Annotated in this window: 25 protein-coding genes; 9 read left to right on the top strand and 16 right to left on the bottom strand. The window is 71.8% G+C overall.

From position 1 onward, the window contains the following. Positions 1 to 6: 6 nt before the first annotated feature. The 8 genes from WFQ05_RS08600 to WFQ05_RS08565 form a co-directional block, all read right to left on the bottom strand. Positions 7 to 450 carry a phosphotransferase gene (locus WFQ05_RS08600; protein WP_130521825.1) on the bottom strand — a complete coding sequence of 148 codons (444 nt, stop codon included), beginning with the start codon at positions 448 to 450 and terminating at the stop codon, positions 7 to 9. After that, a complete protein-coding gene (locus WFQ05_RS08595; protein WP_337053466.1) occupies positions 443 to 2,803 on the bottom strand; it encodes an MMPL family transporter in 2,361 nt (786 codons plus the stop codon). The genes WFQ05_RS08600 and WFQ05_RS08595 overlap by 8 nt, the downstream gene beginning before the upstream one ends. Continuing rightward, the gene (locus tag WFQ05_RS08590; protein ID WP_337053465.1) at positions 2,800 to 3,480 is read right to left on the bottom strand and encodes a LolA-related protein; all 681 of its coding nucleotides are present in this window, start codon (positions 3,478 to 3,480) and stop codon (positions 2,800 to 2,802) included. The genes WFQ05_RS08595 and WFQ05_RS08590 overlap by 4 nt, the downstream gene beginning before the upstream one ends. Continuing rightward, on the bottom strand, positions 3,374 to 4,357 hold the full coding sequence (locus WFQ05_RS08585) for an acyltransferase (RefSeq protein WP_306995136.1): 984 nt from the start codon (positions 4,355 to 4,357) through the stop codon (positions 3,374 to 3,376). Before WFQ05_RS08585 ends, WFQ05_RS08590 begins: the two co-directional genes overlap by 107 nt. Further along, entirely contained in the window at positions 4,354 to 4,635 is a 282-nt protein-coding gene (locus WFQ05_RS08580; RefSeq protein ID WP_337053464.1) for a hypothetical protein, read from the bottom strand. The genes WFQ05_RS08585 and WFQ05_RS08580 overlap by 4 nt, the downstream gene beginning before the upstream one ends. An 8-nt stretch (positions 4,636 to 4,643) precedes the next feature. Further along, positions 4,644 to 5,378 carry a lysophospholipid acyltransferase family protein gene (locus tag WFQ05_RS08575; protein WP_337053571.1) on the bottom strand — a complete coding sequence of 245 codons (735 nt, stop codon included), beginning with the start codon at positions 5,376 to 5,378 and terminating at the stop codon, positions 4,644 to 4,646. A 126-nt stretch (positions 5,379 to 5,504) separates the two neighbouring features. After that, positions 5,505 to 6,233, bottom strand: coding sequence for a ketosynthase (locus WFQ05_RS08570; RefSeq protein WP_337053463.1), 729 nt, complete (start codon positions 6,231 to 6,233; stop codon positions 5,505 to 5,507). Between the two features lie 23 nt (positions 6,234 to 6,256). Next, on the bottom strand, positions 6,257 to 6,526 hold the full coding sequence (locus WFQ05_RS08565; protein ID WP_130521821.1) for a phosphopantetheine-binding protein: 270 nt from the start codon (positions 6,524 to 6,526) through the stop codon (positions 6,257 to 6,259). 137 nt (positions 6,527 to 6,663) lie between these two features. Between WFQ05_RS08565 and WFQ05_RS08560 the strand changes: the two genes are divergently transcribed. Both WFQ05_RS08560 and WFQ05_RS08555 read left to right on the top strand, forming a co-directional pair. Then, positions 6,664 to 8,043 carry an NAD(P)/FAD-dependent oxidoreductase gene (locus WFQ05_RS08560; RefSeq protein ID WP_337053462.1) on the top strand — a complete coding sequence of 460 codons (1,380 nt, stop codon included), beginning with the start codon at positions 6,664 to 6,666 and terminating at the stop codon, positions 8,041 to 8,043. 9 nt (positions 8,044 to 8,052) lie between these two features. Beyond that, positions 8,053 to 9,054, top strand: a complete 1,002-nt coding sequence (locus WFQ05_RS08555; RefSeq protein WP_337053461.1) for a pteridine-dependent deoxygenase — start codon at positions 8,053 to 8,055, stop codon at positions 9,052 to 9,054. A 379-nt stretch (positions 9,055 to 9,433) separates the two neighbouring features. Here the strand turns inward: WFQ05_RS08555 and WFQ05_RS08550 are convergent, their stop codons facing one another. The 3 genes from WFQ05_RS08550 to WFQ05_RS08540 form a co-directional block, all read right to left on the bottom strand. Further along, the gene (locus WFQ05_RS08550; protein ID WP_337053460.1) at positions 9,434 to 10,456 is read right to left on the bottom strand and encodes a hypothetical protein; all 1,023 of its coding nucleotides are present in this window, start codon (positions 10,454 to 10,456) and stop codon (positions 9,434 to 9,436) included. Next, entirely contained in the window at positions 10,453 to 11,802 is a 1,350-nt protein-coding gene (locus WFQ05_RS08545; RefSeq protein WP_337053459.1) for an AMP-binding protein, read from the bottom strand. Before WFQ05_RS08545 ends, WFQ05_RS08550 begins: the two co-directional genes overlap by 4 nt. A 67-nt stretch (positions 11,803 to 11,869) precedes the next feature. Beyond that, entirely contained in the window at positions 11,870 to 13,216 is a 1,347-nt protein-coding gene (locus WFQ05_RS08540) for an AMP-binding protein (RefSeq protein ID WP_130521818.1), read from the bottom strand. Positions 13,217 to 13,383: 167 nt separating this feature from the next. Here WFQ05_RS08540 and WFQ05_RS08535 point away from each other — a divergent pair, with 167 nt between their 5' ends. The 3 genes from WFQ05_RS08535 (at position 13,384) to hemF (ending at position 17,383) form a co-directional block, all read left to right on the top strand. After that, on the top strand, positions 13,384 to 15,756 hold the full coding sequence (locus WFQ05_RS08535; protein ID WP_337053570.1) for a S9 family peptidase: 2,373 nt from the start codon (positions 13,384 to 13,386) through the stop codon (positions 15,754 to 15,756). Then, positions 15,753 to 16,355 (top strand): hypothetical protein, encoded by a 603-nt coding sequence (locus WFQ05_RS08530; protein ID WP_337053457.1) that lies wholly within the window; start codon positions 15,753 to 15,755, stop codon positions 16,353 to 16,355. Before WFQ05_RS08535 ends, WFQ05_RS08530 begins: the two co-directional genes overlap by 4 nt. Positions 16,356 to 16,426: 71 nt before the next feature. Next, positions 16,427 to 17,383 carry an oxygen-dependent coproporphyrinogen oxidase gene (hemF, locus tag WFQ05_RS08525; protein WP_337053569.1) on the top strand — a complete coding sequence of 319 codons (957 nt, stop codon included), beginning with the start codon at positions 16,427 to 16,429 and terminating at the stop codon, positions 17,381 to 17,383. 225 nt (positions 17,384 to 17,608) lie between these two features. On the opposite strand, the gene WFQ05_RS08520 is transcribed toward hemF, so the two are convergent. Beyond that, positions 17,609 to 18,094 (bottom strand): YetF domain-containing protein, encoded by a 486-nt coding sequence (locus tag WFQ05_RS08520; RefSeq protein WP_130521815.1) that lies wholly within the window; start codon positions 18,092 to 18,094, stop codon positions 17,609 to 17,611. 189 nt (positions 18,095 to 18,283) lie between these two features. Between WFQ05_RS08520 and WFQ05_RS08515 the strand changes: the two genes are divergently transcribed. Genes WFQ05_RS08515 through WFQ05_RS08500 form a run of 4 tightly spaced genes read left to right on the top strand, consistent with a single transcriptional unit; the run spans position 18,284 to position 22,415 of the window. Next, positions 18,284 to 18,982 (top strand): HAD-IB family phosphatase, encoded by a 699-nt coding sequence (locus WFQ05_RS08515; RefSeq protein WP_130521826.1) that lies wholly within the window; start codon positions 18,284 to 18,286, stop codon positions 18,980 to 18,982. A gap of 35 nt (positions 18,983 to 19,017) precedes the next feature. Continuing rightward, entirely contained in the window at positions 19,018 to 20,424 is a 1,407-nt protein-coding gene (locus WFQ05_RS08510) for an aminotransferase class III-fold pyridoxal phosphate-dependent enzyme (protein ID WP_130521814.1), read from the top strand. Between the two features lie 51 nt (positions 20,425 to 20,475). Beyond that, on the top strand, positions 20,476 to 21,540 hold the full coding sequence (locus WFQ05_RS08505) for a GNAT family N-acetyltransferase (protein ID WP_337053456.1): 1,065 nt from the start codon (positions 20,476 to 20,478) through the stop codon (positions 21,538 to 21,540). Next, on the top strand, positions 21,537 to 22,415 hold the full coding sequence (locus WFQ05_RS08500; RefSeq protein ID WP_337053455.1) for an arginase family protein: 879 nt from the start codon (positions 21,537 to 21,539) through the stop codon (positions 22,413 to 22,415). Before WFQ05_RS08505 ends, WFQ05_RS08500 begins: the two co-directional genes overlap by 4 nt. Before the next feature lie 21 nt (positions 22,416 to 22,436). Here the strand turns inward: WFQ05_RS08500 and WFQ05_RS08495 are convergent, their stop codons facing one another. From WFQ05_RS08495 to WFQ05_RS08480, 4 genes are read right to left on the bottom strand one after another with little or no spacing between them, the layout of a single operon-like run. Next, on the bottom strand, positions 22,437 to 23,639 hold the full coding sequence (locus WFQ05_RS08495) for a DegT/DnrJ/EryC1/StrS family aminotransferase (RefSeq protein ID WP_337053454.1): 1,203 nt from the start codon (positions 23,637 to 23,639) through the stop codon (positions 22,437 to 22,439). Further along, positions 23,623 to 24,021 carry an EamA family transporter gene (locus tag WFQ05_RS08490; RefSeq protein ID WP_130524720.1) on the bottom strand — a complete coding sequence of 133 codons (399 nt, stop codon included), beginning with the start codon at positions 24,019 to 24,021 and terminating at the stop codon, positions 23,623 to 23,625. Before WFQ05_RS08490 ends, WFQ05_RS08495 begins: the two co-directional genes overlap by 17 nt. Then, positions 24,018 to 24,380: an EamA family transporter gene (locus WFQ05_RS08485; protein ID WP_337053453.1), complete on the bottom strand. Its 363-nt coding sequence runs from the start codon at positions 24,378 to 24,380 to the stop codon at positions 24,018 to 24,020. The genes WFQ05_RS08490 and WFQ05_RS08485 overlap by 4 nt, the downstream gene beginning before the upstream one ends. Further along, positions 24,377 to 25,243, bottom strand: a complete 867-nt coding sequence (locus WFQ05_RS08480; protein WP_130524718.1) for an alpha/beta fold hydrolase — start codon at positions 25,241 to 25,243, stop codon at positions 24,377 to 24,379. Before WFQ05_RS08480 ends, WFQ05_RS08485 begins: the two co-directional genes overlap by 4 nt. Between the last annotated feature and the right edge of the window lie 54 nt (positions 25,244 to 25,297).

Genomic DNA, 25,297 nt, shown 5'->3' with positions numbered 1-25,297 from the left:
CTCGCGTCAGCCCAGCATCACCGAGGCGCGGCCTTCTGCCAGCAGGGTACCGGCGTGCAGGATGCGGAAGCCGTACTGCTGGCTGTCGGGCGTGTGCATCAGCAGCTCGGCATGGCCTTCCAGCGCCTGCTCAAGGCCGTCGAGCGTGTCCACGTGCAACTGCACGCCGCGCAGCGCCACCAACATGCCCGGTCGCACCGGCGCGCCGCTGGCCTGGCCGAGCAGGCCGCCGTGGACGGCCATGGCCTGGGCGCCGTATTCGCACAGGTGCACCGCATGCAGCCGGCCATGCCGGCGCAGCGGATGGTCGGGCGCGCGATGGCCGTGGCTGCGCAGGACCAGCGCCGTGTCGCTCCAGTCCAGCACTTCCTCCCACAGGCACATCAGGCCCTGGTGCGGCACCAGCCTTGCGATCTCCGCGCGCGTGCGCGGCAGCGCAACCTCAGCCATGCGCGGCTGCCTGCGCGCCCGGCGCATCGTCGCCGCGCGCGTGCTCGCGCGAGACCAGCAGCGCCAGCACGAAGTTGAACACCACGCCCATCGCCACGGTCGAACCGATCGCGCGCAGCACCGGGATGCTGGACAGGCCCAGCAGCACGAACACCAGCAGCGTCATCAGGCTGCACACGATCAGCGCGTGCAGGGTGCGGCGCTGGTCGGCCGCATCGTCGCCGGCATGGTCGAAGAACAGTGCGTAGTCCAGGCCCAGCCCGGCGCCGAGGATCAGCGAGATCAGGTGGAACAGGTTGAGCTCCACGCCCGCGCCGCGCAGCACCGCCAGGATCAGCAGCACGCTCAGGCCCATCGGCAGCAGCACGCGCACGATGCGGCGGCGCTCGCGCAGCGACACGCTGACGGCGATGGCCAGCAGCACCGCGGCCACGCCCATGGCCACCAGCACGCGGTGGTAGGTGAGCACCAGCGTACGCGAGGCCTCGCGCAGGTCCATCAGCTGCGCGCCCGTGCCGGCCAGCGCCGCAGTGAGCGCGGCCGGATCGCGCAGGCCGCTGAGCGAGACCAGGGCGGTGGTGTGGCCTTCGCCTTCCAGCAGCAGGCCCTGCACGCCCGTGGCCAGCGGCGTGTCGGCCAGGTCCGGCGCATCCAGCGGCCTGGCGGTGCGCGCCTGCTCCAGGTCGGCCAGGAACGGGGCGAAGACATCGCTGCGGAACGGCAGCCCGGCGGTGGCCTGTTCCAGCATCGCGCGCGCCGCTTCCGGCGCGGGCAGCTGCGCCTGGCGCTTGCGCTGGGTCGCGATGGTCGGCAGATAGCGCGCGGCCATGTCGTAGCTGGCCAGGTTGCCGGCGGCGACCTGCGCGTCCAGGCGCGTGCGCAGGGCGGACGAGGCGGCCAGCGCGGCCTGCCGGTCGGGCGCCTGCAGGCTCAGCACGTACATCACGTCCGGCGCGCCCAGCTCGCTGCGCAGCTCCCCGTCCTGCATCAGCGATTCGCGCGGCACCGGGGTCAGCTTGGACAGGTCGTCCTGCCAGAACGGGGTCGGGCTGGCGACGATCACCACCGCCGCCGCCACCGCCAGGCCCAGCAGCGACCAGCGCGGCCGCGGCAGGCGATCGATCAGCACGAACAGCCGCGCCATCAGCCGCGAGTCGGCGTAGTCGCGCGGCGAGGGATCGATCAGCGCCGGCAGCAGCAGGCGCGTCAGCAGCGCCGCGCCACCCAGCCCGCAGATGGTGAACGCCGCCAGCTGGCGCAGGCCTTCGACGCCGGAGAAGAAGAAGGTCACATACGCGATGCAGGTGGACACCACGCCGGTGGCCAGCGTCGGCCACAGATGGCGCGCATTGGCGTAGGGCGAGAGCCCCGGACGCTGATGGCTGAACAGATGGATCGGATAGTCCTGCACCACGCCGATCAGGGTGAAGCCGAAGGCCAGTGTGATGCCGTGCACCTGCTCGAAGCACAGCATCACCGCGACCATGCCCACCAGGCCGGCGCTGGCCAGCGGCAGCACGCCCAGCAGCGGGATCTTCCAGCTGCGGTAGGCGATCAGCAGCAGCAGGATCAGCCCGCCGGTGTCGAGCATGCCGATCCACTGGGTCTCGTTCTGCGTGCGCGTGCTGATCTCCACCGAGAACGCGCCCGGCCCGGTCAGCAGCAGTTGGCTGGTGCTGCCCTTGGCCACCGCCTCGAACGCGGCGCGGATGCCGCCCACCGCCTGCTGCTGGCCGCTGGGATCGAAGCCACCGGCCACCGTCTCCACCACCAGCAGCGCGCGCTTGCCGGCCTTGTCGAACCACACCCCGTCGATCAGCTGCGGCGTGCTGGCCGGCTGCAGGCGCTGGGCCACGTACAGCAGTTCGAGCGTGGGATCGCGCGGCAGCATCGGCTCGATCATCTCGGCCGCCGGCGAACCCAGGTCCTGCACGCGCTCGGCCAGTTCGGCGTGCAGCGTGGCCGCGTCCAGCGGATGGGCGTCGTAGCGGTCGGTCAGCAGGAAGCGGTACGGCAGCCACTTGGCCGGGATCGCATCGCCCGGCGACACGTCGCCGTTGGCGACCATCGAGATCGCCTCGCGCTGGCTGGCCAGGCGCACGCGCAGCGCCTTGGACTGCGCCGCCAGCGTGGCCTGGTCGCTGCCGGACAGGGCCAGCAGCAGCAGGCGCGAGCCCGGGCCTTCGCCCAGCTCGTCCAGCAGCAGCTTCTGCGCGGGGGTACGTGCCTCGGGCATGAACTTGCGCAGGTCGCCGGACAGCCTGAGCGTGCTGCCGATCCACGCGCCGAGCGCGAGCAGGAGCGCCAGCCAGAGCAGCGCCAGGCCGGTGCGCGCGACGGGCGGCAGACTCACCCGGCGTGGCCGCGGCACAGCGCGGTCAGGGCCGCGCCGTCATCCACGCCCTGGGCCGCATGCGCCGCGCCGGCCAGCAGCGTGCGCTGGGCCTGGCCCTTGGCATCGGTGGTCTCGATGCAGCGCAGCTCGGCGCCCTGCCCGTAGAGCTGGATGCCGCGCACCGGCACCTTGGCCGCGGTGGCGTCCTTGGGATTCAGGCGCAGCTGCCAGGCCTGGCGCGTGCCGGTGGCGCTCAGCGCGTAATGCTGCTCGAGCTGGCTGGCGTCGCCGCTCAGCAGGGCGCCGAAGCCTTTTTGCAGATCGGCCAGCTCCGGCGCGCGCGCCAGCGAGAAGGTGCGCGTGGCCTTGCCGTCGCGCTCCAGCGTGGCGGTCTGGCCCTTCAGCGTGATCTTCTCGTGGTAGGGCGCGGTGACCTCGCGCACCAGGGTGGTGTCGGCCTGGCGCGCGTAGCGGCCTTCCACGCGCAGCGGCGCCTTGAGCAGGGCCGAGCCGCGCAGTTCGACGAACGGAGTGGAGATATCGCCGCTGCGGGCGATCTTGGACAGGATCCAGGCCGGATCGACCGCGTCAGGCGACGCGGCGGACAGCGGTGCGGCGCTGCACAGCAGCGTCAGCGTCAGCGCCCGGAACCACAGCGGCAGGATCCGGGTCGGGCTTGGTGTTCCAGAAATCATAGAAGTTGAACCAGTTGTAGGGCGCGGCGCACACATGATGCTCCAGCCGCGCGGCATAACCACGGATGAGTGCGCCCAGGGTCGCGGCGCGGTTGCGGCGCGGCACCTCCAGGCCTTCGCTGAAGGTCTCGAACGCCAGCGTGTAGCGCGCGCGGCCCTGGTACAGGCCGAAGGCCAGCACCACCGGCACCTTGAGCACCGCGCCGATCAGCCACGGCGAGGTCGGGAACTGCGCCTGCGCGCCGAGGAACTGCGCCGGCAGGCACGGGTCCTCCGGCCGCGCGCGGTCGACCAGCAGCGCGACCAGGTGGCCTTCGTCGGTGGCGTGCTTGATCGCCATGACGATCGAGGTGCTGTCCTGGCTGGCGTCGATGATGCAGTCGGCCAGGCGCGGGTTGAGCGCGGCCAGCATCTCGGTCATCGCCGGCGCCTGGGCCTTGTCCAGGACCACCTTGACCTGCACGTCCGGACGCTCCTGGGCCAGCACGCGCAGCGCGTCGAAGCTGCCCAGGTGCGAGCCGAAGATCAGCACGCCGCGGCCCTTGTCCATCTGCGCATGCAGCTGGTCCAGGCCGGTGACGCCGACCTCGAACTCGCCCATGCGCCCGCTCAGCAGGAACACCCGGTCCAGGATCACCGAGGCGAAGGTATGGATGTGGCGGGCGACATCGCGCCAGCGCACCGGGCGATGGAGCACGCGCGCCAGGTAGGCGCGCGAGGCGCGGCGCTCGGGCCCGCGCACGGCCATGAAGTACAGCGTGATCGGCCACAGCAGCGCGCGCGCCAGGCCGCGCCCGCCGTGGCAGGCGATGGCGCGCAGCACGCGCAGGGCCAGACGGTTGCCGCCCTCGGGGCGTTGCTTCCAGGCCGTGCTCATGCGGCCACCACCTCGCCGCTGGCCAGCACGGTGTCCGCGCGCAGCACGCGGAACTTCCAGCGCGGCGCGGCGCCGTCCAGCTCCACCCGCGCGGTCTGGTCCGGCAGCAGCGGCTGGACGAACTTCACCTGCGGCAGGCGCAGCGCGCCGGACAACGGGCCGTGCGCGGCGGCGATCGCCTCCAGCACATGGTCCAGCAGCACTACGCCGGGCACGATCGGCTGGCCTGGGAAATGGCCCGGCAGGGCCGGGTGGTCGAACGCGACGGCGAATTCCATGCCCTGGCTCAGATCCGCGGTTCCAGCATCGTGCGCACGGCGTCGTGGACACGCTGGGTGAGCGCCTGGCGGTCCAGCGGGTCGCCGGGCTGGTGCGGGTCGATCGGCGTGCCGATGCGCACCCGGATGGTGCCGGGCCGCACGCGGAACAGGCCCTGCGGCGGCAGCACCTTGCCGCAGCCGTCCAGCGCCACCGGGATCACCGGCACGCCGGCGTCGATGGCGGCCTGCAGCAGCCCGGCCTTGAACGGGGCCAGCTCGCCGGTGCGGCTGCGCGTGCCCTCGGGGAACAGGCACAGGGTCTGCCCGGCGGCCAGCAGCGCGGCGGCCTGGCGGCGCACGATCGCCCCGGCGCGGCGGCTGTCGCGGTCCAGGAACAGCATGCCGGTGGCGCGCGCGTACCAGTTCACGAACGGCACCTTGCGCATCTCGTCCTTGAGCAGGAAGCGCAGCGGCACCGGCACGGCCATGTACAGCGACTGGTGGTTGGAGACGATCAGATGCGGGCGCGACCAGTCGATGTCCTGCCCGCCTTCGACCACCAGTCTGGCGCCCGCCCCGGCCACCAGTACCGGCGCCCACACGCGGGGGGCCATGCGCAGCAGGCGCGCGACCGGCACGCCCAGCACGTAGAGCAGCAGCACCAGGCTGCACAGGGTGGCCGTCCAGAGCAGCGTGAACACCAGCTGCAGCAGGTTCCAGGCGCCCCAGGCCAGTTGGCCGGGAGACCTCGACGGTTGCACGTCCATGTTCTCTGTCGAAATGCTCATGCCCGACAGGATACCCGGCCGCCGCGCACTTGGGCGGCGGGATTTTGCGATTTTTTAACGCCGCCCCGAGTCACGCCCTTGGACTGGGCGCGGCCGCCTTCAGCGCAGCACATCGCGCCAGAAGGCCGGCCCCAGCCGCGCCAGCTGGCGCACGAAGTCGACGAAGTTGCGGTACGGCCGCACCGGGAACCAGCGCGCGCGCAGCAGGTATTCGCCCAGGAAGAACCCGCCGATCACCCCGTAGCCGAGCAGGTTGGCGAACAGCGAGGCATGCGCGTCGGAGATCGGCCAGGGCGAGGGCCGGCCCAGCTGCGCCAGCACGCCGCCTGGCACCGCGCACAGCGCCAGCACCAGGTTGGCGAGGGTCATGCCGGCCAGCAGCGCGGTCCAGGCCTGGGTCAGGCGCCGGGTGTAGCGGCGCTGGTCGTCGCTGAGCGGCTGCCCGGCCTGGGCGTAGAGCCCCTCGACGATGCGCCCGATCAGCGGCACCCGCCCGGCACGCAGGCTGCGGCCGAAGAACCACGCCACCCAGCCGGTGAACACCACCGGCGGGGCGGTCAGCAGCGGCAGCGCATGCGGCGAGCGCCACAGCGGCACCAGGGCGGCCAGCAGCAGCGCGCCCAGCGCCCAGGCCCACCAGCGCCTCCGGGCGATCGGTTCGATCAGCAGCATCAGCACCAGCGCCGCGCCGGCCAGCACGGCCAGGTCGCTGCGGCCGCTGGCATTGGCCCAGTGCGCCAGCGGCGAATAGACCACGGCCAGCACCAGCGCCGCGCCGATCGCCCAGGGCGCGGCGTCGGCCGGCGCGCCCGGCTCAGGCGCGCGCATGGCGGGCCGGACGGGCCAGGGCCTCAGACGGTCCGGTTGGCCTGGACATGGGCCGACAGCGCGCGCAGCGAGGCGAAGATGCGCTGGTTGTCCTCGTTGTCCGAGCGCAGCTGGAAGCCGTACTTCTTGCCGATCGCCAGCGCCAGCTCCAGCGCGTCGATCGAGTCCAGGCCCAGGCCGGTGTTGAACAGCGGCGCCTCCGGGTCGATCGCGCCGGCGTCCACGTCCTCCAGGTTCAGACTCTCGACCAGCAGCTGGGCCAGTTCGTGTTCTTCGGGCGTTTGCGCGGACATGCGGCAGCGGTTTCCAGAGCGTTGAAGGTGCGACACGATGGTGCAAAGGACGGCCGTGCGCAACCTTCGGGCAATGTGCCCGCGCAGGCTATGATGACGCCCTTGTCAGGACTGCCACACGCGAAGGTTCGCGCCGCATGACCCCCGCCACCGCTGCCCAGCCCGCCGCCGATCCCGGCGCCGCCGCGGCCCTGGCCACCGCCCCGACCGCGGCGCCCGACGCCACGCCCGACGTGCTGATCGTCGGCGGCGGCCCGGCCGGCAGCACCGCGGCCATCCTGCTGGCCCGCGCCGGCTGGCGCGTGACCCTGCTGGAGAAGGACCACCACCCGCGCTTCCACATCGGCGAATCGCTGCTGCCGATGACCATGCCGCTGCTGGAGCGGCTGGGCGTGCTGGAGGACATGCGCGCGATCGGCACGCTCAAGCTGGGCGCGGACTTCCCCGACGAGCAGGGCGGCTACAACACCTTCAAGTTCGCCCGCGCGCTGGACGCCAAGAGCCCGTTCGCCCTGCAGGTGCCGCGCGCGGACTTCGACCGGATCCTGTTCGACAAGGCGCGCAGCGAGGGCGTGGACGCGCACGAGGGCACGGCCGTGACCGGCGTGGCCTTCGAGGGCGAGCAACCCGTGGTGCGGGTGCGCCAGCACGGCACCGAACTGACCCTGCGCCCGCGGTGGCTGCTGGACGCCAGCGGCCGCGACGCCTTCCTCGGCGGCCGGCTCAAGCTCAAGCGCAAGAACACGCGCCACCAGTCGGCCGCGGTGTTCAGCCACTTCCGCGGCGTGGCCCGGCGGCCGGGCGAGGACGCGGGCAACATCAGCATCTACCGCCATGCGCACGGCTGGATGTGGCTGATCCCGCTGCCGGACGATGTGATGAGCGTGGGCGCGGTGTGCTTCCCCGACTACCTCAAGACCCGCAGCGGCGACCTGGAAGGCTTCCTGCGCCAGACCCTGGCGCTGAACGACGAGGTCGCCCAGCGCATGGCCGGCGCCCAGCGCGTGGCCCCGGTCCACGCCACCGGCAACTACGCCTACGAATGCACGCGCATGAGCGGCCCGCGCTGGCTGCTGCTGGGCGATGCCTATGCCTTCGTCGACCCGATGTTCTCCTCCGGCGTGTTCCTGGCCATGCACAGCGCCGAACAGGGTGCGGCGATGGTCGATGCCGCGCTGCGCGCGCCGCGTCAGGCCACGCGCCTGCGCCGCCGGCTGCAGCGGCGGCTGGACGCCGGCCTGGACGAGTTCAAGTGGTTCATCTACCGCTTCACCTCGCCGACCATGCGCCACCTGTTCGCCAATCCGCGCGATGTGCTGGAAGTCGAATCGGCGGTGGTGGCGATGCTGGCCGGCGACGTGTTCGACAGCCCGCGCGTGCTGCGCCGGCTGCGCGTGTTCCGCCTGATCTACGCCGCGCACGTGGCGATCATGGTGCCGGCCGCCCTGCGCGCCTGGCGCAGGCGGCGACGCCAGGTGGCCGAGGGCTTTACCGGCGACACACTGCAGGCCGATTAAACTGATCGCGTGAACTCGCTCTCCGCTTCCGTGCCCCTCGACGCGTCCACCCTGGCGGTGGACTACCTCCACGACAGCACGCCGCAGGCGCTGCTGGCCGACGACCGCGTACTGGCAGTGTTCGGCTTCGGCCCCGACGCACCCGTCGACGACGATCCGCGTTACCTGCGCGTGCCGCTGGCGCCCTACGGCTCGGCGCCGCTGGAAGTCTGGCGCAGCACCCGCCCGGTCGTGCGCGGGCGCGATGGCGCGATCGCCTGGGCCAGCGACGGGACCCTGCAGTTCGGCGCGATCCAGATCGACGAGGTCGACGGCGACATCGAGACCGCCGCCGTGCAGGCCTATGCGCAGCTGTCCGGCTTCGTGCCCGACAGCGCCACCCCGCACCTGCTGCGCGTGTGGAACTACCTGGACGACATCACCGAAGGCGAAGGCGACGCCGAGCGCTACCGCCACTTCTGCGTGGGTCGCGCCCGTGGCTTGGGCCGCTTCGACACCGCGCAGCTGCCGGCGGCCACCGCGATCGGGCGCGTCGATGGCCGCCGCACCTTGCAGGTGTATTGGCTGGCCAGCCGCGAGCCGGGCACGCCGGTGGAGAACCCGCGCCAGGTCAGCGCCTATCGCTATCCACGCCAGTACGGCCCGCAGCCGCCGAGCTTCGCCCGCGCCATGCTGCCGCCGCCGTCGGTGCACGCCCCGCTGCTGCTGTCCGGCACCGCCTCGGTGGTCGGCCACCAGAGCCTGCACGGCGACTCCACCGCCGCGCAGCTGGAGGAGACCTTCGCCAACTTCGACAGCCTGCTGGCCAGCGCGCGCCGGCACCGGCCAACACTGCCGGCCCAGTTCGACGCCAGCACCCGGCTGAAGGTCTACGTGCGCGACGCCGCCGAGCTGCCCCTGGCCGCCGACCTGCTCGCCCAGCGCCTGCCGGCCTCGGTGCCGCGCCTGATCCTGCACGCGGCCGTGTGCCGCCGCGACCTGCGCATCGAGATCGACGGCGTCCACGGCTGAGCGCGCCATCGCCGCCATTGGCCGAGGAGCCACCAGGGTTCTCCCACCTGTAGAGCGGAGCTTGCTCCGCTGGGGCTTTCCCGCGAACCGAACGAAAAGCAGCGGAGCAAGCTCCGCTCTACACCGAGGCCGCGACCGGGTCAGCAGTCGCGTCGACTTTCGACCCAAACCCATCTCACGAAACGCGCGAGGCAGCGGGCCGGCGGGCGGTGGCCGCGACTAGCGAGGCAGGATGCCGAGCGCCCGAATCAGGGCAGGATGCCCTGATTGAGGGAAAAGCGGCCACCGCCCGCCGGACCGCTGCCCTTCCGAAGCCAGCGCGCTCAAGCACCCAAGTCGCTCAACCAGGACAGAGGCCTTTAAAGCCCCCGCCAAAAGCTCAATCACCGCAAAGCTTCGGCGTCACATCCGGCACGCCGCCATCGGGCGAGAACGGCAGACCGCCTTCCTCGGGCGCGGGCGCGCTCCAGTCCTGCTGCCACTGACGCGCCAGGGCATCGGCCTGCGCGAGCTGGGCATCGGACATGTTGCCGCGCAGCCAATCGATGTTGCGCTGGAGCGCGCCGGCGCGGAACCGCTGCATCGGCGCCTGCGCCTGCGCGGACTGCGTGCTCGCCAGCGCCTGCTGCGCGCGCAGATAGAGCGCCAGCGACTTGCTCGGATCCGGCGTCACCACCTGCGCCAGATACGTGCGCCGGCCGGTATCGCGCTGCGGCGAATACGCACCGGCCAGCGCCATCGTGGCCTGCAGACTGCCGCGCTCGGCCGCCTGCAGCGCCAACCCTTCGGCCTCGTTGCGATAAAGCTGCAGCTGCGGCAGCACCTGCAGCGTGTCGCGGGCGCGGAACGCGTTGCCGACCGCGTACTGCGTCAGCGCCGGCAGACTGCCGCCCAGCGCCGCATCGCGCCACAGGCCCGCGCGCTGCGCCGGCGACATCGCCGGCACCCCCTCGCAGCCTTCCGAATCCTGCAGCAGCTGCTGGCCGCGCGCGAGGGACGTGCGCTCCATGTTCTCCTGCGCCTTGGCGCGCCGCGCGGGCTCCATGCCCTCCAGCATGCGCTGCTGCTGTCGGGTCATGTCGTCGAACTGCGCCAGCTGCAGGCGCACGCGCTCGCACTGCTCCAGCTCGGCCGCGAGCCGGCAGGCCGCGCGCGCATCGCCGTTGCCGGCGCGCCGCTTGAGATCGTCGAACACCAGCCGCAGCGGCGTGCCCGTCGCCGGCAGCGGCGTGGTGCTGGCCGGCAGCGCGCTGACGGTGGGCGTGGAGGTAGCGCGCGCGGGGGTCTCGGGCGCGGCCACGGCGGCCTGCGTCGGCTCGGGCCTGGCGCGCAACGCCCACCACCCCAGCCCCGCGAGCGCCGCGGCGAGCGCGACACCGACCATCACCGCAGCCGGCTTCATGTCGCCTCCCCGAGCAGGCGCAGCACCTCTGCGCGCGGCAGCTTGCCGGTGTCGGTGCGCGGCAGCGCCTCGACGAAGCGCACCCGCCGCGGCAGGAACACCGGATCCATCGCCCCGCGCAGCGCGGCCAGCAGATCGCCCTCGGACAGGCCCAGCGCCACCACCAGCGCGGCGATGCGGCGCACCTTGCCGGGGCTGTCGAGCTGCACCATCACGCCATCGCGCACGCCGGGCACCGCGCGCAGGCGTCGGGTCAGGTCGGCCAGCGAGGCGCGCTTGCCGGCGATCTCCAGCAGGTCGGCCTGGCGCCCGTGCACGATGAAGCGCCCGTCGCCGAGCACCTCGGTCAGGTCGGCCAGCGCCACCGGCTGGCGCAGATGCGGCGCGGCGATCAGCGTGCCGTCCGGCTGCGGCTGCACGCTCACCCCGGGCAGCGGGGTCCAGGCGCGTTCGATGGCGGTGCGGCGCCTGGCGAAGATACAGGTCTCGGTCGAGCCGAAGATCTCGCGCACCTGGCCGCCGAAGCGCGCCTCGGCCTGGCGCGCCAGCGCCTGCTCCAGCGGCGCGGTCGCCGAGACGCAGCCGGCGATGGCTGGCAGCGACACGCCCGACTCGACCAGGGCACGCAGGTGCACCGGCGTGGTGATCAGCATGCGCGGCGCGGGCACGTCGGCCAGCGCGCGCGCCACATCCTGCGGGAAGAACGGGCGCGCCCCGTGCAGCACCGCCTCGGTCAGCAGCGGCACCATCACCGACTGCTCCAGGCCGAACATGTGCTGGGCCGGCACGGTGGCGACGATGCTCGGCCGCGCGCCGTCCCACAGGTCGGCCATCGCCGCGACCAGCTGCGCGGTGCTGGCGCGGAACTGCGCCAGCGCCTTGGGGAAGGCCTTCGGCGCGCCGGTGCTGCCGGAGGTGAAGGCCACGGCGAACACCGCGTCCTCATCGACCTCGGGCACCGGGCCGTCGGCCTCGTCCAGCACCTCGGGCAGGCGCCAGTAGTGCGGCGGCGCGACGGCCAGCGCCTGATCGCCCAGGGCGTAGGTGGCCGGCTGCCGCGCCATCACCTCGTCCACCACCGCCGGCGCGCGCGAGGGCGGCAGCAGGGTGACCTGCCCGCGCAGCGCCACCGCGCACAGGGCGACCATGAAACGGTAGCGGTCCTCGCACAGGTTGACCGCGTGGGTGCCGGCCGGCAGCCGCGCCGCCAGCGCACGCACCTGCGCGTGGAAGGTGTGCAGCGCGATGTCGCGCCCGCCCGCACGGGCGATCACCCGTTCGGGCGTTCCGGTCCCCAGCGCGCAGCGTCCTGCCGGGCGGGGCAGGGTTTCGATGACAGCCGACATGGCGTGGTGTGAGGTCCTCGTGCGTGACGCGCGCAGCCTGCCGGGCGCGTCCTGATGCGTCCTTGAATCAGTACTCCAGCAGGCGCAGCGCGGCATCGCGCGGCAGCTTGCCGGTCTCCCCGCGCGGCAGCGCGGCGACGAAGCGGATGCGCCGCGGCAGGAACACCGGGTCCATCGCCGTGCGCAGCTGCGCGAGCAGCTCGGTCTCGTTCATGCCCGGGGCGACCACCAGCGCGGCGATGCGGGCCACGCCCATCTCGTCCGGCGCCAGCTGCAGCACCGCGCCGTCGCGCACGCCGGGCACGGCCTGCAGGCGGCGGGTCAGATCGCCCAGCGAGGCGCGCTTGCCGGCGATCTCGAGCAGGTCGGCCTGGCGCCCCCGCAGGTGGAAACGACCGTCGGGCTCGACCTCCATCAGGTCGGCCAGCGGCACCGGCTGCGGCAGGTGGCGCGCGTGCACCAGCGTGCCGTCCGGCTGCGGCTGCACCCACACGCCGGGCAGCGGCGTCCAGGCCGTGTCCAGCGCGGTGCGGCGCTTGGCGAAGATGCAGGTCTCGGTCGAGCCGAAGGTCTCCCGCAGCTCGCCGCCGAAGCGCGCCTCGGCCGCCTGCGCCAGCGCCTGCTCCAGCGGCGCGGTGGCCGAGACATAGCCGGCGATGGGCGGCAGCGACACGCCCGACTCGACCAGCGCGCGCAGGTGCACGGGCGTGGTCACCAGCACGCGCGGGGCCGGCATCTGCGCCAGCGCGCTGGCCACGTCCTGCGGGAAGAACGGCTTGCCGCCGTGCACGCAGGCATCGCTCATCAGCGGCATCACCACCGACATCTCCATGCCGTACATGTGCTGCGGCGGCACGGTGGCCACCAGGCTGGGCGTGGCCTGGCCCCACAGGTCGGCCACGGCGCTGAGGTTCTGCGCGTTGCTGGTGCGGAAGGCCGCCAGGGTCTTGGGGAAGGGCTTGGGCGCGCCGGTGCTGCCGGAGGTGAAGCCGATGCAGACCACCGCGTCCTCGGGCACTTCCGGCACCGGGCCATCGAGATGGCTCAACGTCTCGGGCAGGCGCCAGTAGCCGGCCGGGGCCGGGTCGATGGGCAGGTCGCCCAGCGCGTAGGTGTCGGCATGGCGGTCCATCACGTCGGCCACCACCGCCGGCGCGCGCGAGGACGGCAGCAGGGTCACCTGCCCGCGCAGGGCCACCGCGCAGAACGCCACCAGGAAGCGGTAACGGTCCTCGCACAGATTGACCGCGTGGCGCCCGGCCGGCAGCTGCGCGGCCAGCGCGCGGACGTGGCCGTGGAAGGTGGCCAGATCGATGGCCGCACCGCCGCTGCGGGCGATGATCCGCGTGGGCGCCCCGAGGCCCAGCGGACACAGGCCGGCGCGCTGCGGCGCGGATTCGACGACGGCTGACATCAAGACATTCCCCTGGCTGCACCCCGGTCCTGGTCGCCGGGCGAACGGTACTGTCGCCGCTGGGGCCCGCCCGGGCAAGTCGCCGTGACCTTGGTCCGATGCGCCCCGCGCGATGCCGCTGCTACCCTTCGCGGCTCTTTGTCGTCGAGAAGCGCCTGTTCATGCGCCTGCCCGTTGCCGTCCTGTCCTGCCTGCTGCTGTCGCCCGCCGCGCTGGCGCAATCGCCCACGCCGCTGACCATCGAACAGGTCATGGCCGACCTGGACTGGATCGGCCCGCCGGTCGAGGCGCCGCGCTGGACCTGGGACAGCCGCGGGGTGGAATACGACCTCAAGCGCAACGGCTCGCCGATCCGCGACACCTTCCGCCAGGAGCTTAGCGCCAGCGCCGCCACGCGCGTGTCCGACGATGCGCGCGACACCCTGGGCGCGCCGGATGCCATCTACGATGCCAAACGCCAGCGCCAGGCCTTCATCCGCAACGGCGATGTGTTCGTGCGCAACCTGCGCAGCGGCGCGCTGACCCAGCTCACGCGCACGCTGGAGGACGAAAGCCAGCCGCAGTTCGCCAGCGACGGCGCGCTGGTGTGGCGGGTCGGCCAGCAGTGGTTCCGCTGGAACGGCACCGCCGTGGCCCAGGCTGCCCAGGCCAAGGCCGAGGACGATCCGGACAAGGCGCCCGAGGCCGACGTCCTGCGCGAGCAGCAGCTGCGCACCCTGTCCACCCTGGCCCGCGACCGCGAGCAGCGCGAGGCGCTGCGCCGCCAGGAGGCCGCCTGGCGCAAGGCCGACCCCAGCCGCGCGCCGGCGCCGGTCTACCTGGGCAAGGACGTGCAGATCAGCCAGACCGCGCTGTCCCCGGACGGGCGCTGGCTGCTGGTGGTCACGCAGAAGAAGGGCGCCGACGCCGGCCAGGCCGGCGAGGTCCCGCATTACGTCACCGAATCCGGCTACGCCGAGCAGCAGGAGGCGCGCACGCTGGTCGGGCGCAACTCGCCGATCCCGCAGGCCCTGTGGCTGGCCGACATGGCCAGCGGCACGGTCAAGCCGCTGAGCCTGGACACCCTGCCCGGCATCGCCAGCGATCCGCTGGCCGAGCTGCGCAAGGCCGCCGGCAAGGAGCCGCTGAAGGGCAACCGCGCCGTGCGCGTGGAAAGCGACGGCGACGCCAGCGGCGCGGCGATCCACTGGAGCGCCGACTCGCGCAATGTCGCCCTGCTGCTGCGCGCCACCGACAACAAGGACCGCTGGATCGCCAGCGTGGACCTGGACAACGCGCGCCTGCAGGTGCGCGACCGCCTCACCGACCCGGCCTGGATCAACTGGAGCTTCAACGAGTTCGGCTGGCTGCCGGACAACCAGACCCTGTGGCTGCTGTCCGAGGCCAGCGGCCATTCCCAGCTCTATACCCAGCGCGGCAGCGAGAAGACCAAGGCACTGACCAGCGGCGCGTGGGAAGTGTCCGCGCCGCAGGTGGCCGCCGATGGCGAGGGCTTCTTCTTCCTGTGCAACCGCGCCGCGCCGGGCCGCTACGAGGTCTGCCGGACCGAACTGAAGACCGGCAAGGTGGCCGAGGTCACCGCGCTGGATGGCGGGGTGGAGGCCTTCAGCCAGTCGCCGGACGGGCGCTCGCTGCTGGTGCAGTACTCGGCCAGCTATCTGCCCAGCCAGCTGGCGGTGGTGCCGGCCGGCGGCGGCCAGGCCAAGGTGCTGACCGACACGCGCACGCCGGCGTTCAAGGCGGTGAACTGGATCCAGCCGCAGCTGGTGCAGGTGCCCTCGCGCCACGGCGCCGGCGCGATCTGGGGCAAGTTCTACGCACCGGCGCAACTGGTGCCGGGCAAGCGCTATCCGGTGGTGATGTTCGTCCACGGCGCCGGCTATCTGCAGAACGCCATCGCCGGTTATCCGCCCTACCCGCGCGAGCAGATGTTCCACAACCTGCTGGTGCAGCGCGGCTATCTGGTGCTGGACCTGGACTACCGCGGCAGCGCCGGCTACGGCCGCGACTGGCGCACGGCCATCTACCGCAACATGGGCCACCCGGAGCTGGACGATTACCTGGACGGCCTGGAATGGCTGGTGCGCGAGCACCAGGGCGACCGCGACCGCGCCGGCATCTACGGCGGCAGCTATGGCGGCTTTCTGACCTATATGGCGCTGTTCCGCGCGCCGGGCACGTTCAAGGCCGGCGCCGCGCTGCGCCCGGTGGCCGACTGGATGCAGTACAACCACGAGTACACGTCCAATATCCTCAACACGCCGGACATCGACCCGCAGGCCTATCGCGTCTCCTCGCCGATCGAGTACGCCGCCGGACTGCAGGACCGCCTGCTGATCGCGCACGGCATGATCGACGACAACGTGTTCTTCAAGGACTCCATCGACATGACCCAGAAGTTGATCGAGCTGCACAAGGACAACTGGTCCATCGCGCCCTACCCGCTGGAGCGCCACAGCTTCACCCGCGCCGACTCCTGGCTGGACGAGTACAAGCGCGTGCTCAACCTGTTCGACGACACGCTCAAGCCCACACCATGAGCGCGCCCGTCCCGCCGCCGCTGCCAGGCGCCGCGCCCTCGCCCCGCAGCGGGGCGCAGGGCTTCGTCACCGTGCTGGCCTGGATCACCCTGGCCCTGGCCGCGGTCGGCCTGGCCTACGGCGCGTTGCAGATGGCGATGGCCGGCCTGGTGTCCAGCCCGGCCTATCTGCAGCTGTTCGAGCCGGCCGGCCCGATGCCGCCGCTGATGCGCTGGCTGCTGACCCATTACTTCGAGATCGGCCTGGCCGAGGCCATCGCCTCGCTGCTGCTGGCCTGGCTGGGCTGGGGCCTGCTCAAGCGCCGCGAATGGGCGCGCCTGGCCTTCATCGCCTACCTGGCGCTGGGCACGCTGTTGACCTACGGCTCGCTCTGGTACGTGCCGGCGATGACCGAGGCGTCGCTGGCGATGCAGCCCGGGCTGGGCGGCGCCGGTGGCGCGCTGCCGCCGGAGCTGGCCGGCCTGAAGACCGCCGCCCTGGTCTTCAGCGTGATCGTGGCGCTGGTGTTCACCGCGCTGCACGGGGCGATCATCTGGAAGCTGTGCACGGCGCCGGTGCGGGCGCAGTTCGGCAGCGCGTCGACGACGCGCTCGCGCTAGGGACCGTCTTCACTTCCCGGGCAGGCGCTAAGCGCCACGAAGCGGCCCGTACACTTGCGCGCATGACCGACATCCCCAGCATCGACCTCGTCCGCGACTATCTGGCCGGACTGCAGGACCGCATCTGTACCGCCATCGAGTCCGCCGACGGCCAGGCCCGCTTCGTCGAGGACCGCTGGAAGCGCGAGCCTCCAGCCGACGCCGCATCCGGAGCCACCGGCCCCTCCCTGGGCGGCGGCGGGCGCACGCGGATCCTGCGCGACGGCGCCGTCTTCGAACAGGCCGGCATCGGCTTCTCCGACGTGTCCGGCAGCCGGCTGCCGCCTTCGGCCTCGGCCGCGCGGCCCGAGCTGGCCGGCGCCTCGTGGCGCGCGGTCGGCGTGTCGCTGGTGTTCCATCCGCGCAATCCGTATTTGCCGACCACGCATGCCAACGTGCGCCACTTCCGCGCCGAGCGCGACGGGCAGACGGTGGCATGGTGGTTCGGCGGCGGCTTCGACCTGACGCCGTTCTATCCGGTCGATGCCGATGTGCTGCACTGGCATCGCACCGCGCAGGCGCTGTGCGCGCCCTTCGGCGGCCAGGCGCGCTACGAGGCGCACAAGCGCTGGTGCGATGAGTACTTCTTCCTCAAACATCGCGGCGAGACGCGCGGCGTCGGCGGGCTGTTCTTCGACGATCTGCAGGACGACTTCGACGCCGACTTCGGCTATCTGCGCGCGGTCGGCGACGGTTTCCTCGAGGCCTATCTGCCGATCGTGGCCGCGCGCCGCGACACGCCCTATGACGAACGCGAACGCGACTTCCAGCTCTACCGGCGCGGGCGCTATGTGGAGTTCAACCTGGTCTACGACCGCGGCACGCTGTTCGGCCTGCAGAGCGGCGGGCGCGCCGAATCGATCCTGATGAGCCTGCCGCCGCTGGTGCGCTGGGAATACGGCTTCACACCCGAGGCCGGCAGCGACGAGGCGCGCCTGGCCGACTATCTGCGGCCGCGCGATTGGTTGGCCGAGCTCGATTCCCGCTGACCCCGTGCGAGCCGCCCTTGTGGCCTTTGCGTCAATGGCGGCGATGAGGCTCTACCGTTCGGGCTCCACCGCCACCACTGACCGAAGAAGCCACAAGGGTGGCCTCTCCGTAGAGCGGAGCTTGCTCCGCTGCTCTTCGTTTGGTACGTGGCGAAGGCCCCAGCGGAGCAAGCTCCGCTCTACAAGATTTGTGGAGACAGGTGCGCCATGGGATGCACCAAGCCGCTACCCCGACTTGCCCTCGCGGGTCTCGATGGTGATGTGGCCGTTGGTTTCCAGGATCGCCAGGCGGATGTCGCGCTCGTGTTCGCAGCCGGACTGGCGCATGGCCTTCTTGAAGTCCGACTCGGCCACCAGCTGCTTGCGCAGCACTTCGGCGAAGACCTTGCCGTCGCGGGCCAGCACCGTGGCATGGCCCTCCACCAGGTGGCGAAAGCGCATCGAGCGCGCCGAGCCGAAGGCCACCAGCCAGTTCAACGCGATCAGCGTCGAGGCCATGATCAGCGCGCCGGTGAGCGAGTTGTCGCCGCCGTTGATGCCGTTCTGCACGGCATTGCCGATCAGGATCAGCAGGATCAGATCGAACGGGGTGAACTGGCCGATGGCGCGCTTGCCGGAGATGCGCATCAGCACGGTGACCATCACATAGATCACCACCCCGCGCAGCACGAAGTGCCACCACGGCGCGGACAGGTCGAACAGATCGTGCATCGGGGCGGCATCGCAGGTGGCAACGGCGGCGTTATCACACGTGCGCCCCGCAGCGGCAAGTGAAGAACGGGCGCCGTCACAACGCCGGCTGAAGCGCGCGGCGACGGAAAGCCCTCGGAAAGGTCCGCTGCCTAACGTGGCGCCACCTCGAACCACGCACCAAGTCCCATGTCTCTTCGTTCCGTTCCCCTGCGCTGGACCGTGCTGTGCGACTTCGACGGCACCATCGGGCTGCGCGACACCATCGACACTCTGCTGCAGCGCTTCGGCCGTCCCGGCTGGGAGGCGCTGGAGGACGACTGGCTGGCCGGCCGCATCGGCTCGCGCGCCTGCATGCGCGGCCAGGTCGCGCTGCTGGACATGGATGCGGCCCAGTTCGAGCAGCATCTGTCGGGCCTGGACATCGATCCGGCCTTCCCCGCCTTCGCCGCGGCGGTGGCCGCGCGCGGCTGGCCGCTGGAGATCGTCAGCGACGGCCTGGACCTGCCGATCCGCCTGCTGCTGGCCCGCGAGGGCGTGGCGCCGCTGCCGCTGTACGCCAACCGCTTCCATCCGGTCGGCGAACGCCGCTGGAACCTGGAATCCCCGCACCAGGCGCCCAGCTGCGGCGCCGGCACCTGCAAGTGCGCGCGCGCCGCGCAGGCGCGCCGCCACGCGCCGGGTGGCCAGGTGCTGCTGGTCGGCGACGGCACCTCGGACTTCTGCGTGGCCGGCCGCGCCGACTACGTGTTCGCCAAGCGCAAGCTGATCGCCCATTGCCGCGACCACGCGCTGGCGCACAGCGCCATCGAAGGCTTCGCCGAGGCGCTGGCGCTGCTGCCCGCGCTGGAATCCGGCGCACTGACCCGCCACGCACCGCTCGTTTCTCCCGCCGTCGCCATCGCGTGACGCGCCTTCCCCTCCTGCTGCAAACGGACACTGCCATGAACCTGCTCCACACCCTCGCCCCGGCGCTCGAGGACGACGCCCAACTGCTGGCCGACGAGGCCCGCTACAGCTCCTTCGGCGACACCGTGCACTACGTCGATCCGCCCAAGGTGTTCCACCGCTGCGAAGGCAGCTACATGTTCGACAGTGGACAGACGCCGTATCTGGATCTGCAGATGTGGTACTCGGCCTGCAACTTCGGCTATTCCAACAAGCGCCTCAACGACGCGCTCAAGCACCAGATCGACACCTTGCCGCAGGTCGCCAGCCAGTACCTGCATCCCACCCGCATCCAGCTGGCCAAGACCATCGCCCAGGATGTGGAGGGCAAGTTCGGCCTGCCCGGCCGCGTACACTTCAACGTCGGCGGCGCGCAGGCCATCGAGGACTCGCTCAAGCTGGTGCGCAACTACAAGAACGGCAAGAGCCTGATGTTCGCCTTCGAGGGCGGCTACCACGGCCGCACCCTGGGCGCCTCCAGCATCACCTCCAGCTACCGCTATCGCCGCCGCTTCGGCCACTTCGGCGAGCGCGCGATGTTCATCCCCTTCCCCTATCCCTTCCGCCGGCCCAAGGGCATGAGCCCGGAGGAGTATTCGGACCACTGCGTGCGCCAGTTCGCGCGCCTGTTCGAGACCGAATACAACGGCGTGTGGGACCCCAAGGTCGGCCAGGCCGAATACGCGGCCTTCTACGTCGAGCCGATCCAGGGCACCGGCGGCTATGTGATCCCGCCGCAGAACTTCTTCCGCGACCTGAAGAAGGTGCTGGACCAGTACGGCATCCTGATGGTGGTCGACGAGATCCAGATGGGCTTCTGGCGCACCGGCAAGCTGTGGTCGATCGAGCACTTCGGCGTGACCCCGGACGTGCTGGTGTTCGGCAAGGCGCTGACCAACGGCCTGAACCCGCTGTCCGGCCTGTGGGCGCGCGAGGAGCTGATCAACCCGACCATCTTCCCGCCGGGCTCGACCCATTCCACGTTCAACTCCAACCCGCTGGGCACTTCGCTGGGGCTGGAAGTGATCCGCATGGGCTACGAGATGGACTACGAGCGCACCGTGCCGGAGAAGGGCGCGCACTTCCTGGACGGCCTGCGCGAGCTGCAGAAGCGTCACAAGGAGATCGGCGACGTCGACGGCCTGGGCCTGGCGCTGCGCGCGGAGATCTGCGAGGCCGACGGCTTCACGCCCAACAAGGCGCTGCTGGACCGCATGGTGGACATCGGCCTGGGCGGCGAGCTCACGCACAAGGGCAAGCCGATCGGCCTGGTCCTGGACGTGGGCGGTTGGTACAAGAACGTCATCACCCTGGCGCCCTCGCTGAACATCACCCACGAGGAGATCGACCTGGCCATCGCCCTGATCGACCAGGCGCTGACCAAGGCCAAGCAGACCGTCTGATCCCCAACCGGCACCGGCCGCGCCAAGCGGCCGGTGCTTCGCGGAGCCGCCATGTACTCCTGTACCCAGCTCGAGCCCGATGCGCTGCTCGACAGCTTCCTGGCCCATCCGCCGCCTGGTTTCCAGGTCGAACGTCTGTCCAGCGGCCTGCCGCTGTTCCGTGCCCGCCTGGATCTGCTGACCACCGCCGACGACGCGCTGCGCCGGCGGGTGAACGGCCTGCCCGGCTATCGCCACTGGCGCCGCTGGCTGGAGTGGCCGGCCTGTTTCATCGGCTGCACCGCCACCGAATACGCACCATTGCCGCTGAACGGCAGCGTGGAGGCGCTGGCCGACGAGGTGCTGGCGCAGGCGCGGCGCGCGCCGCTGCTGATCGTCAAGGATCTGCCCGACGACTCGCCCCTGCTCGGCCTGCACGGCAATCGCCGCGCCCAGGCCTTCGCCCAGGCGCTGGCCGAGCGCGGCTTCGTGCTGATGCAGGGCATGCAGCTGGCGTGGGTGCCGATCGATTTCGCCGACGAGGACGCCTACCTGGCGCGCCTGTCCTCCGGCCGCCGCCGCGATATCCGCCGCAAGCTGCGCTCGCGCGCCGACCTGCGCATCGAATGCCTGCCCACCGGCGCGCCGTGCTTCGACGAGCAGGACACGCTGGCGAGCTATTACGCGCTGTATCTCAACGTCTACGCGCAGAGCCAGATCCACTTCGACCAGCTCGACCGCGCCTTCCTCGACGGCCTGCTGCGCGACGGTGGCAGCGGCGGGCGCGTCTTCGCCTACTACCACGATCAGGCGTTGATCGGCTGGAACCTGTGCTACGAGCACGCCGGCATGCTGGTGGACAAGTACATCGGCCTGGCCTATCCGCAGGCGCGCCAGCACAACCTGTACGCGGTGAGCTGGATGCACAACCTCGAACACGCCCGCCACCAGGGCCTGAGCCACTACGTGGCCGGCTGGACCGATCCGGAAATCAAGCGTTATCTCGGCGCGCGCCTCACCCCGACCCGGCACGCGGTGTACCCGCGCAATGCCCTGCTGCGCGGCCTGCTGCGCCGGCATGCGCACCGTTTCGAACACGAAGCCGGCAGCGTGCCGCAGGCCGAGGTGGCCGGATGAGCGCACCGCTGGTGCTGGACCTGGACGGTGCGGTCGGGCCGCTGCCGGGCGCGCGCGTGCTGCCGCTGCGCGCCTGGCAGGACGCGGTGCGCTTCGGCTGCGACGTGGCCACGCTGGAACGGCTGGCCCGCGAGCTGCAGCCGGCGCTGGAGAGCGCGCACGGCACGGTGATGCTGGGCAGCGGCGACTTCCATCACCTGACCTGGCCGCTGGTGCGGCAGGCGGCGGCGCGTCACGGCGGCCCGCTGCAGGTGGTGGTGCTGGACAACCATCCGGACAACATGCGCTATCCCTTCGGCGTGCACTGCGGCTCGTGGGTGCGGCGCGTGGCGGCCCTGCCGCAGGTGGCGCGCGTGCACATGGTCGGCCTGTGCTCGGCCGATGCCGGCACGCGCCATTGCTGGGAGAACGTGCTCGGCCCGCTGCGCGCCGGACGCGTGCACTACTGGTGCCTGGGCGTGGACACGCGCTGGGCGCGCGCGCTGGGCTGCGGACATGCCGTGCATGGCTTCGCCGACAGTGCCAGCCTGCTGGATGCCTTCGCCGCACGCGCCGACGCCGCACTGCCGGTCTATCTGTCCATCGACAAGGACGTGTTCGGCGAGGACGTGGCCCGCACCAACTGGGACCAGGGCCGCTTCCAGCTGGCCGATGCGCGGCGCCTGATCGCTGAACTCTCCGCGCCGATCGTCGCCAGCGACATCACCGGCGAGATCTCGCACCATCGCTATCGCCAGCCGTTCAAGCGCCTGCTCTCCGCCCTGGACGGCCAGCAGCCGCCCGATCCGAACGTCCTGCCCCTGTGGCAGGCCGGCCAGCACGCGCTGAACGCGGCGCTGCTGCCCCTGATCGCGGCCGCCTCAGCCGCGGCCTGACAGACCCGCGTCGCGGCGCTCCTACGTCGCGCCTTGGCGCAGGACGTCCAGAATGCGCCCGCGCGTGGCCTCGTCCAGCCAGGGGCCGTTGCCGATGGTCAGGCTGCACGCGGCCAGTGCGCGCGCCTGCGGCACCTCGGCCTGCGGCACGCAGTCGCGCAGATAGGCGTAATCGGGCAAGGCGTGGATGAACATGCGGCTCACGCCCAGGCCGGCGGTCCACAGCCGCGCGAGCACCGCATCGCGGCGCGCACGGTCGGGCAGGCGCAGCCACAGCACCGGCCAGGTGCCGTGTTCGCCGGGGCGGTCGTCGTAGACCTGCACGCCGGGCACGGCTTCGACGGCCTGCTTCCAGGCCAGCGCGCGGTCGCGCGCGTCGTGCAGGAAGGCCGGCAGCCGCGCGCTGGCATGCACGCCGACCATGCGCCGCCAGGCGCCGACGCGGTGCAGCGGAATCTCCGGCCCGAACACATCGCCCACCGCCGCTTCCGGATCGCCGCGCTCCAGCGCGCGCCGCAGCGGCAGGCCATAGGCCAGGGCCAGCGCGCGCGGCCGATAGGCCAGCGCCAGGCCCAGCAGCTCGGCGCTGCGACGCAGCTCCCAGCCTGCGCTCGAGGGCACCCGTGCGGCTTCCTCGGCCAGCAGCGCGCGCAGCACCGGATCGGCGCTGACCAGCACGCCGCCCTCGTACAGCGACAAGCCCTTGCCCGCGGCCAGGCTGAAGAACCCGATGTCACCCCGCAGGCCGACGCTGCGCCCGTCCACGCGCGCGCCCAAGGCCTGGGCCGCGTCCTCGATCACCCAGGCGCCGCAGGCGCGCGCCGCGTCCACCGCGTCGGCGACATCGGCCACGCGACCGGCCAGGTGCGTGGGCAGCACCGCCAGCGTGCGCGACCCGCACAGGCCGCGCAGCGCGGCCGGATCGAGATCGAAGTGTCCTTCGCGCAGCTCGCCCAGGCGCAGGCGCAGCCCGCAGGTCTGCACCGCGATGGCCACCAGCGGGCAGGTGTAGGCCGGCACCACGACCTCATCGCGCGTCGGCGCCAGGCGCCGCAGCGCGCGGAGGGCCAGCACCAGCGCCGCGGTGCCCGAGCAGGTCAGCAGCGGCGCGGGCAGATCGAACAGCTGCGCCAGCCGCGCTTCCAGCCCGGCATCGCCGGGCAACAGGTCGGTCCAGCGCAGCGGCAGCCCCGCCGTGGGCGGCAGCTCACGTCGCAGCAGCACCGGCGATCTCGGCGGTCTGGGTTTCGGCACGCGCCAGGCAGGCCACGCCGGCCAGGATCAACGCCGCGCCCACCAGGTGCACGAGGGTGATCGGCTCACCCAGCAGCCAGGCCGAGACCAGCAGCACGCTGACCACTTCCAGATGCGAGGCGGCGAAGGCCGGGCCGATCGGCGCGCGCTCCAGCAGCGTCATCCAGGTGAAGAAGGCACCGATGTAACCCAGGATCGCGCCATAAATCCATGGCTGGCCGAACAGCCGCTGCAGCCAGGGCAGGCCCCATTCCAGCGGCAAGGCGTGATCGCCGGCGAGCTTGAAGCTCAGCTGCGCCAGCGTGTCGAACGCCATCAGCAGCGGGAAGCCGAACACATACAGCCGCTTCATCCTCCCACTCCCACCACCGCCACGCCCAGGCCGATCAGGCCCATGCCGGCCACGCGCAGCGGCGTCAGCCGCTCGCCGAAGAACAGCCGCCCGGCCAGCATCAGCGCCAGGATGTTGACCGAGCCCAGCAGCACGCCGCGCGACAGCGGCACCAGCGACAGGAACGCCGCCCAGGCCAGGAACTCAACGCCATAGCAGGCGATGCCCAGCCACAGCCACGGCCGCGCCAGCCGGTGCCGCCAGCGCGCCAGCGTGGCGTCGGCCTCACCGCCATCCATCGCCGCGGCCTTGAAGGCCAGCTGGCCGGCGGTATCCACCACCACGGTCAGCAGCCACAGCAGGGCCACTGCCAGACTCATGCCAGCGCCTCGTACCGGTACGGCGCATCGACGCTCGCCCGCGGCGCCGCTTCCGGCTGCGCCAGGCGCTGGAAGAATTCCACCGTGCGCTCGGTCAGCAGGCGCCGCTGCCGGTCCAGGGTCAGCATGTGATAGCTCTCGTGCATCGGCAGGAACTCGGTCGGCCCGGACACGCCGTCCAGCACCCACTGCGCATTGCGCAGGCTGGCCACGTCGTCCTCGGTGGCATGCGCCACCAGGCAGGGCGCGGTGACCTGGGGCAGGTGCCGGCGCACCCGCGCCGCCAGCGCGCGCAGCTCGGCCAGCGAATGCCAGGGGTTGCCCGGCAGCCCGGCCACGCTGCTGTCCGCGCCCTGCATCGCCGCGCTGATCTGTGCGCGCAGGCGCTCGTCGCGCAGCCCGAACGGCGGCTCCTCCATGAACATGCGGTCGCGGCCGATGCCGGTGGCCTTGAACAGCGGCAGCAGGAAGGACAGATGACGCGTCCACGGAATGTTCCAGCCGTCGTAGACGAAGGTCGCGCCGTACACGCCGACGCCCGACACCAGCTCGGGGCGCTGGGCGGCCAGCTCCAGCGACAGCAGCGCGCCCATCGACAGGCCGGCCACGAAGATCCGGTCCACCTTCGTCGCCATGGCGTCCGCGGCCTGCTCGACGCTGGCATACCAGTCGCGCCAGCCGGTGGCCATCAGGTCGTCCAGGTCGCCGCAGTGGCCGGCCAGCTGCACGCCGTGCACGGTGAAGCCGGCGCGGTGCAGGCCGGTGCCGACCCGGCGCATCTCGGCCGGCGTGCCGGTCAGGCCATGGATCAGCAGCACGCCGTTGCGGCCACCTTCGAAGAAGAATTCGCTTGAACGGATCACGTGCCACCTCACTGAAGAGGCCGGCAGGGTGTCACGCGAGGTTTTCCGCTGGCT

The organism is Pseudoxanthomonas sp. USHLN014 (assembly GCF_037153335.1).
Classification (GTDB): Bacteria; Pseudomonadota; Gammaproteobacteria; order Xanthomonadales; family Xanthomonadaceae; genus Pseudoxanthomonas_A; species Pseudoxanthomonas_A winnipegensis.
The sequence above is the reverse complement of the archived record's forward strand: the minus strand, read 5'-3'. Positions and strand labels throughout refer to the sequence as shown.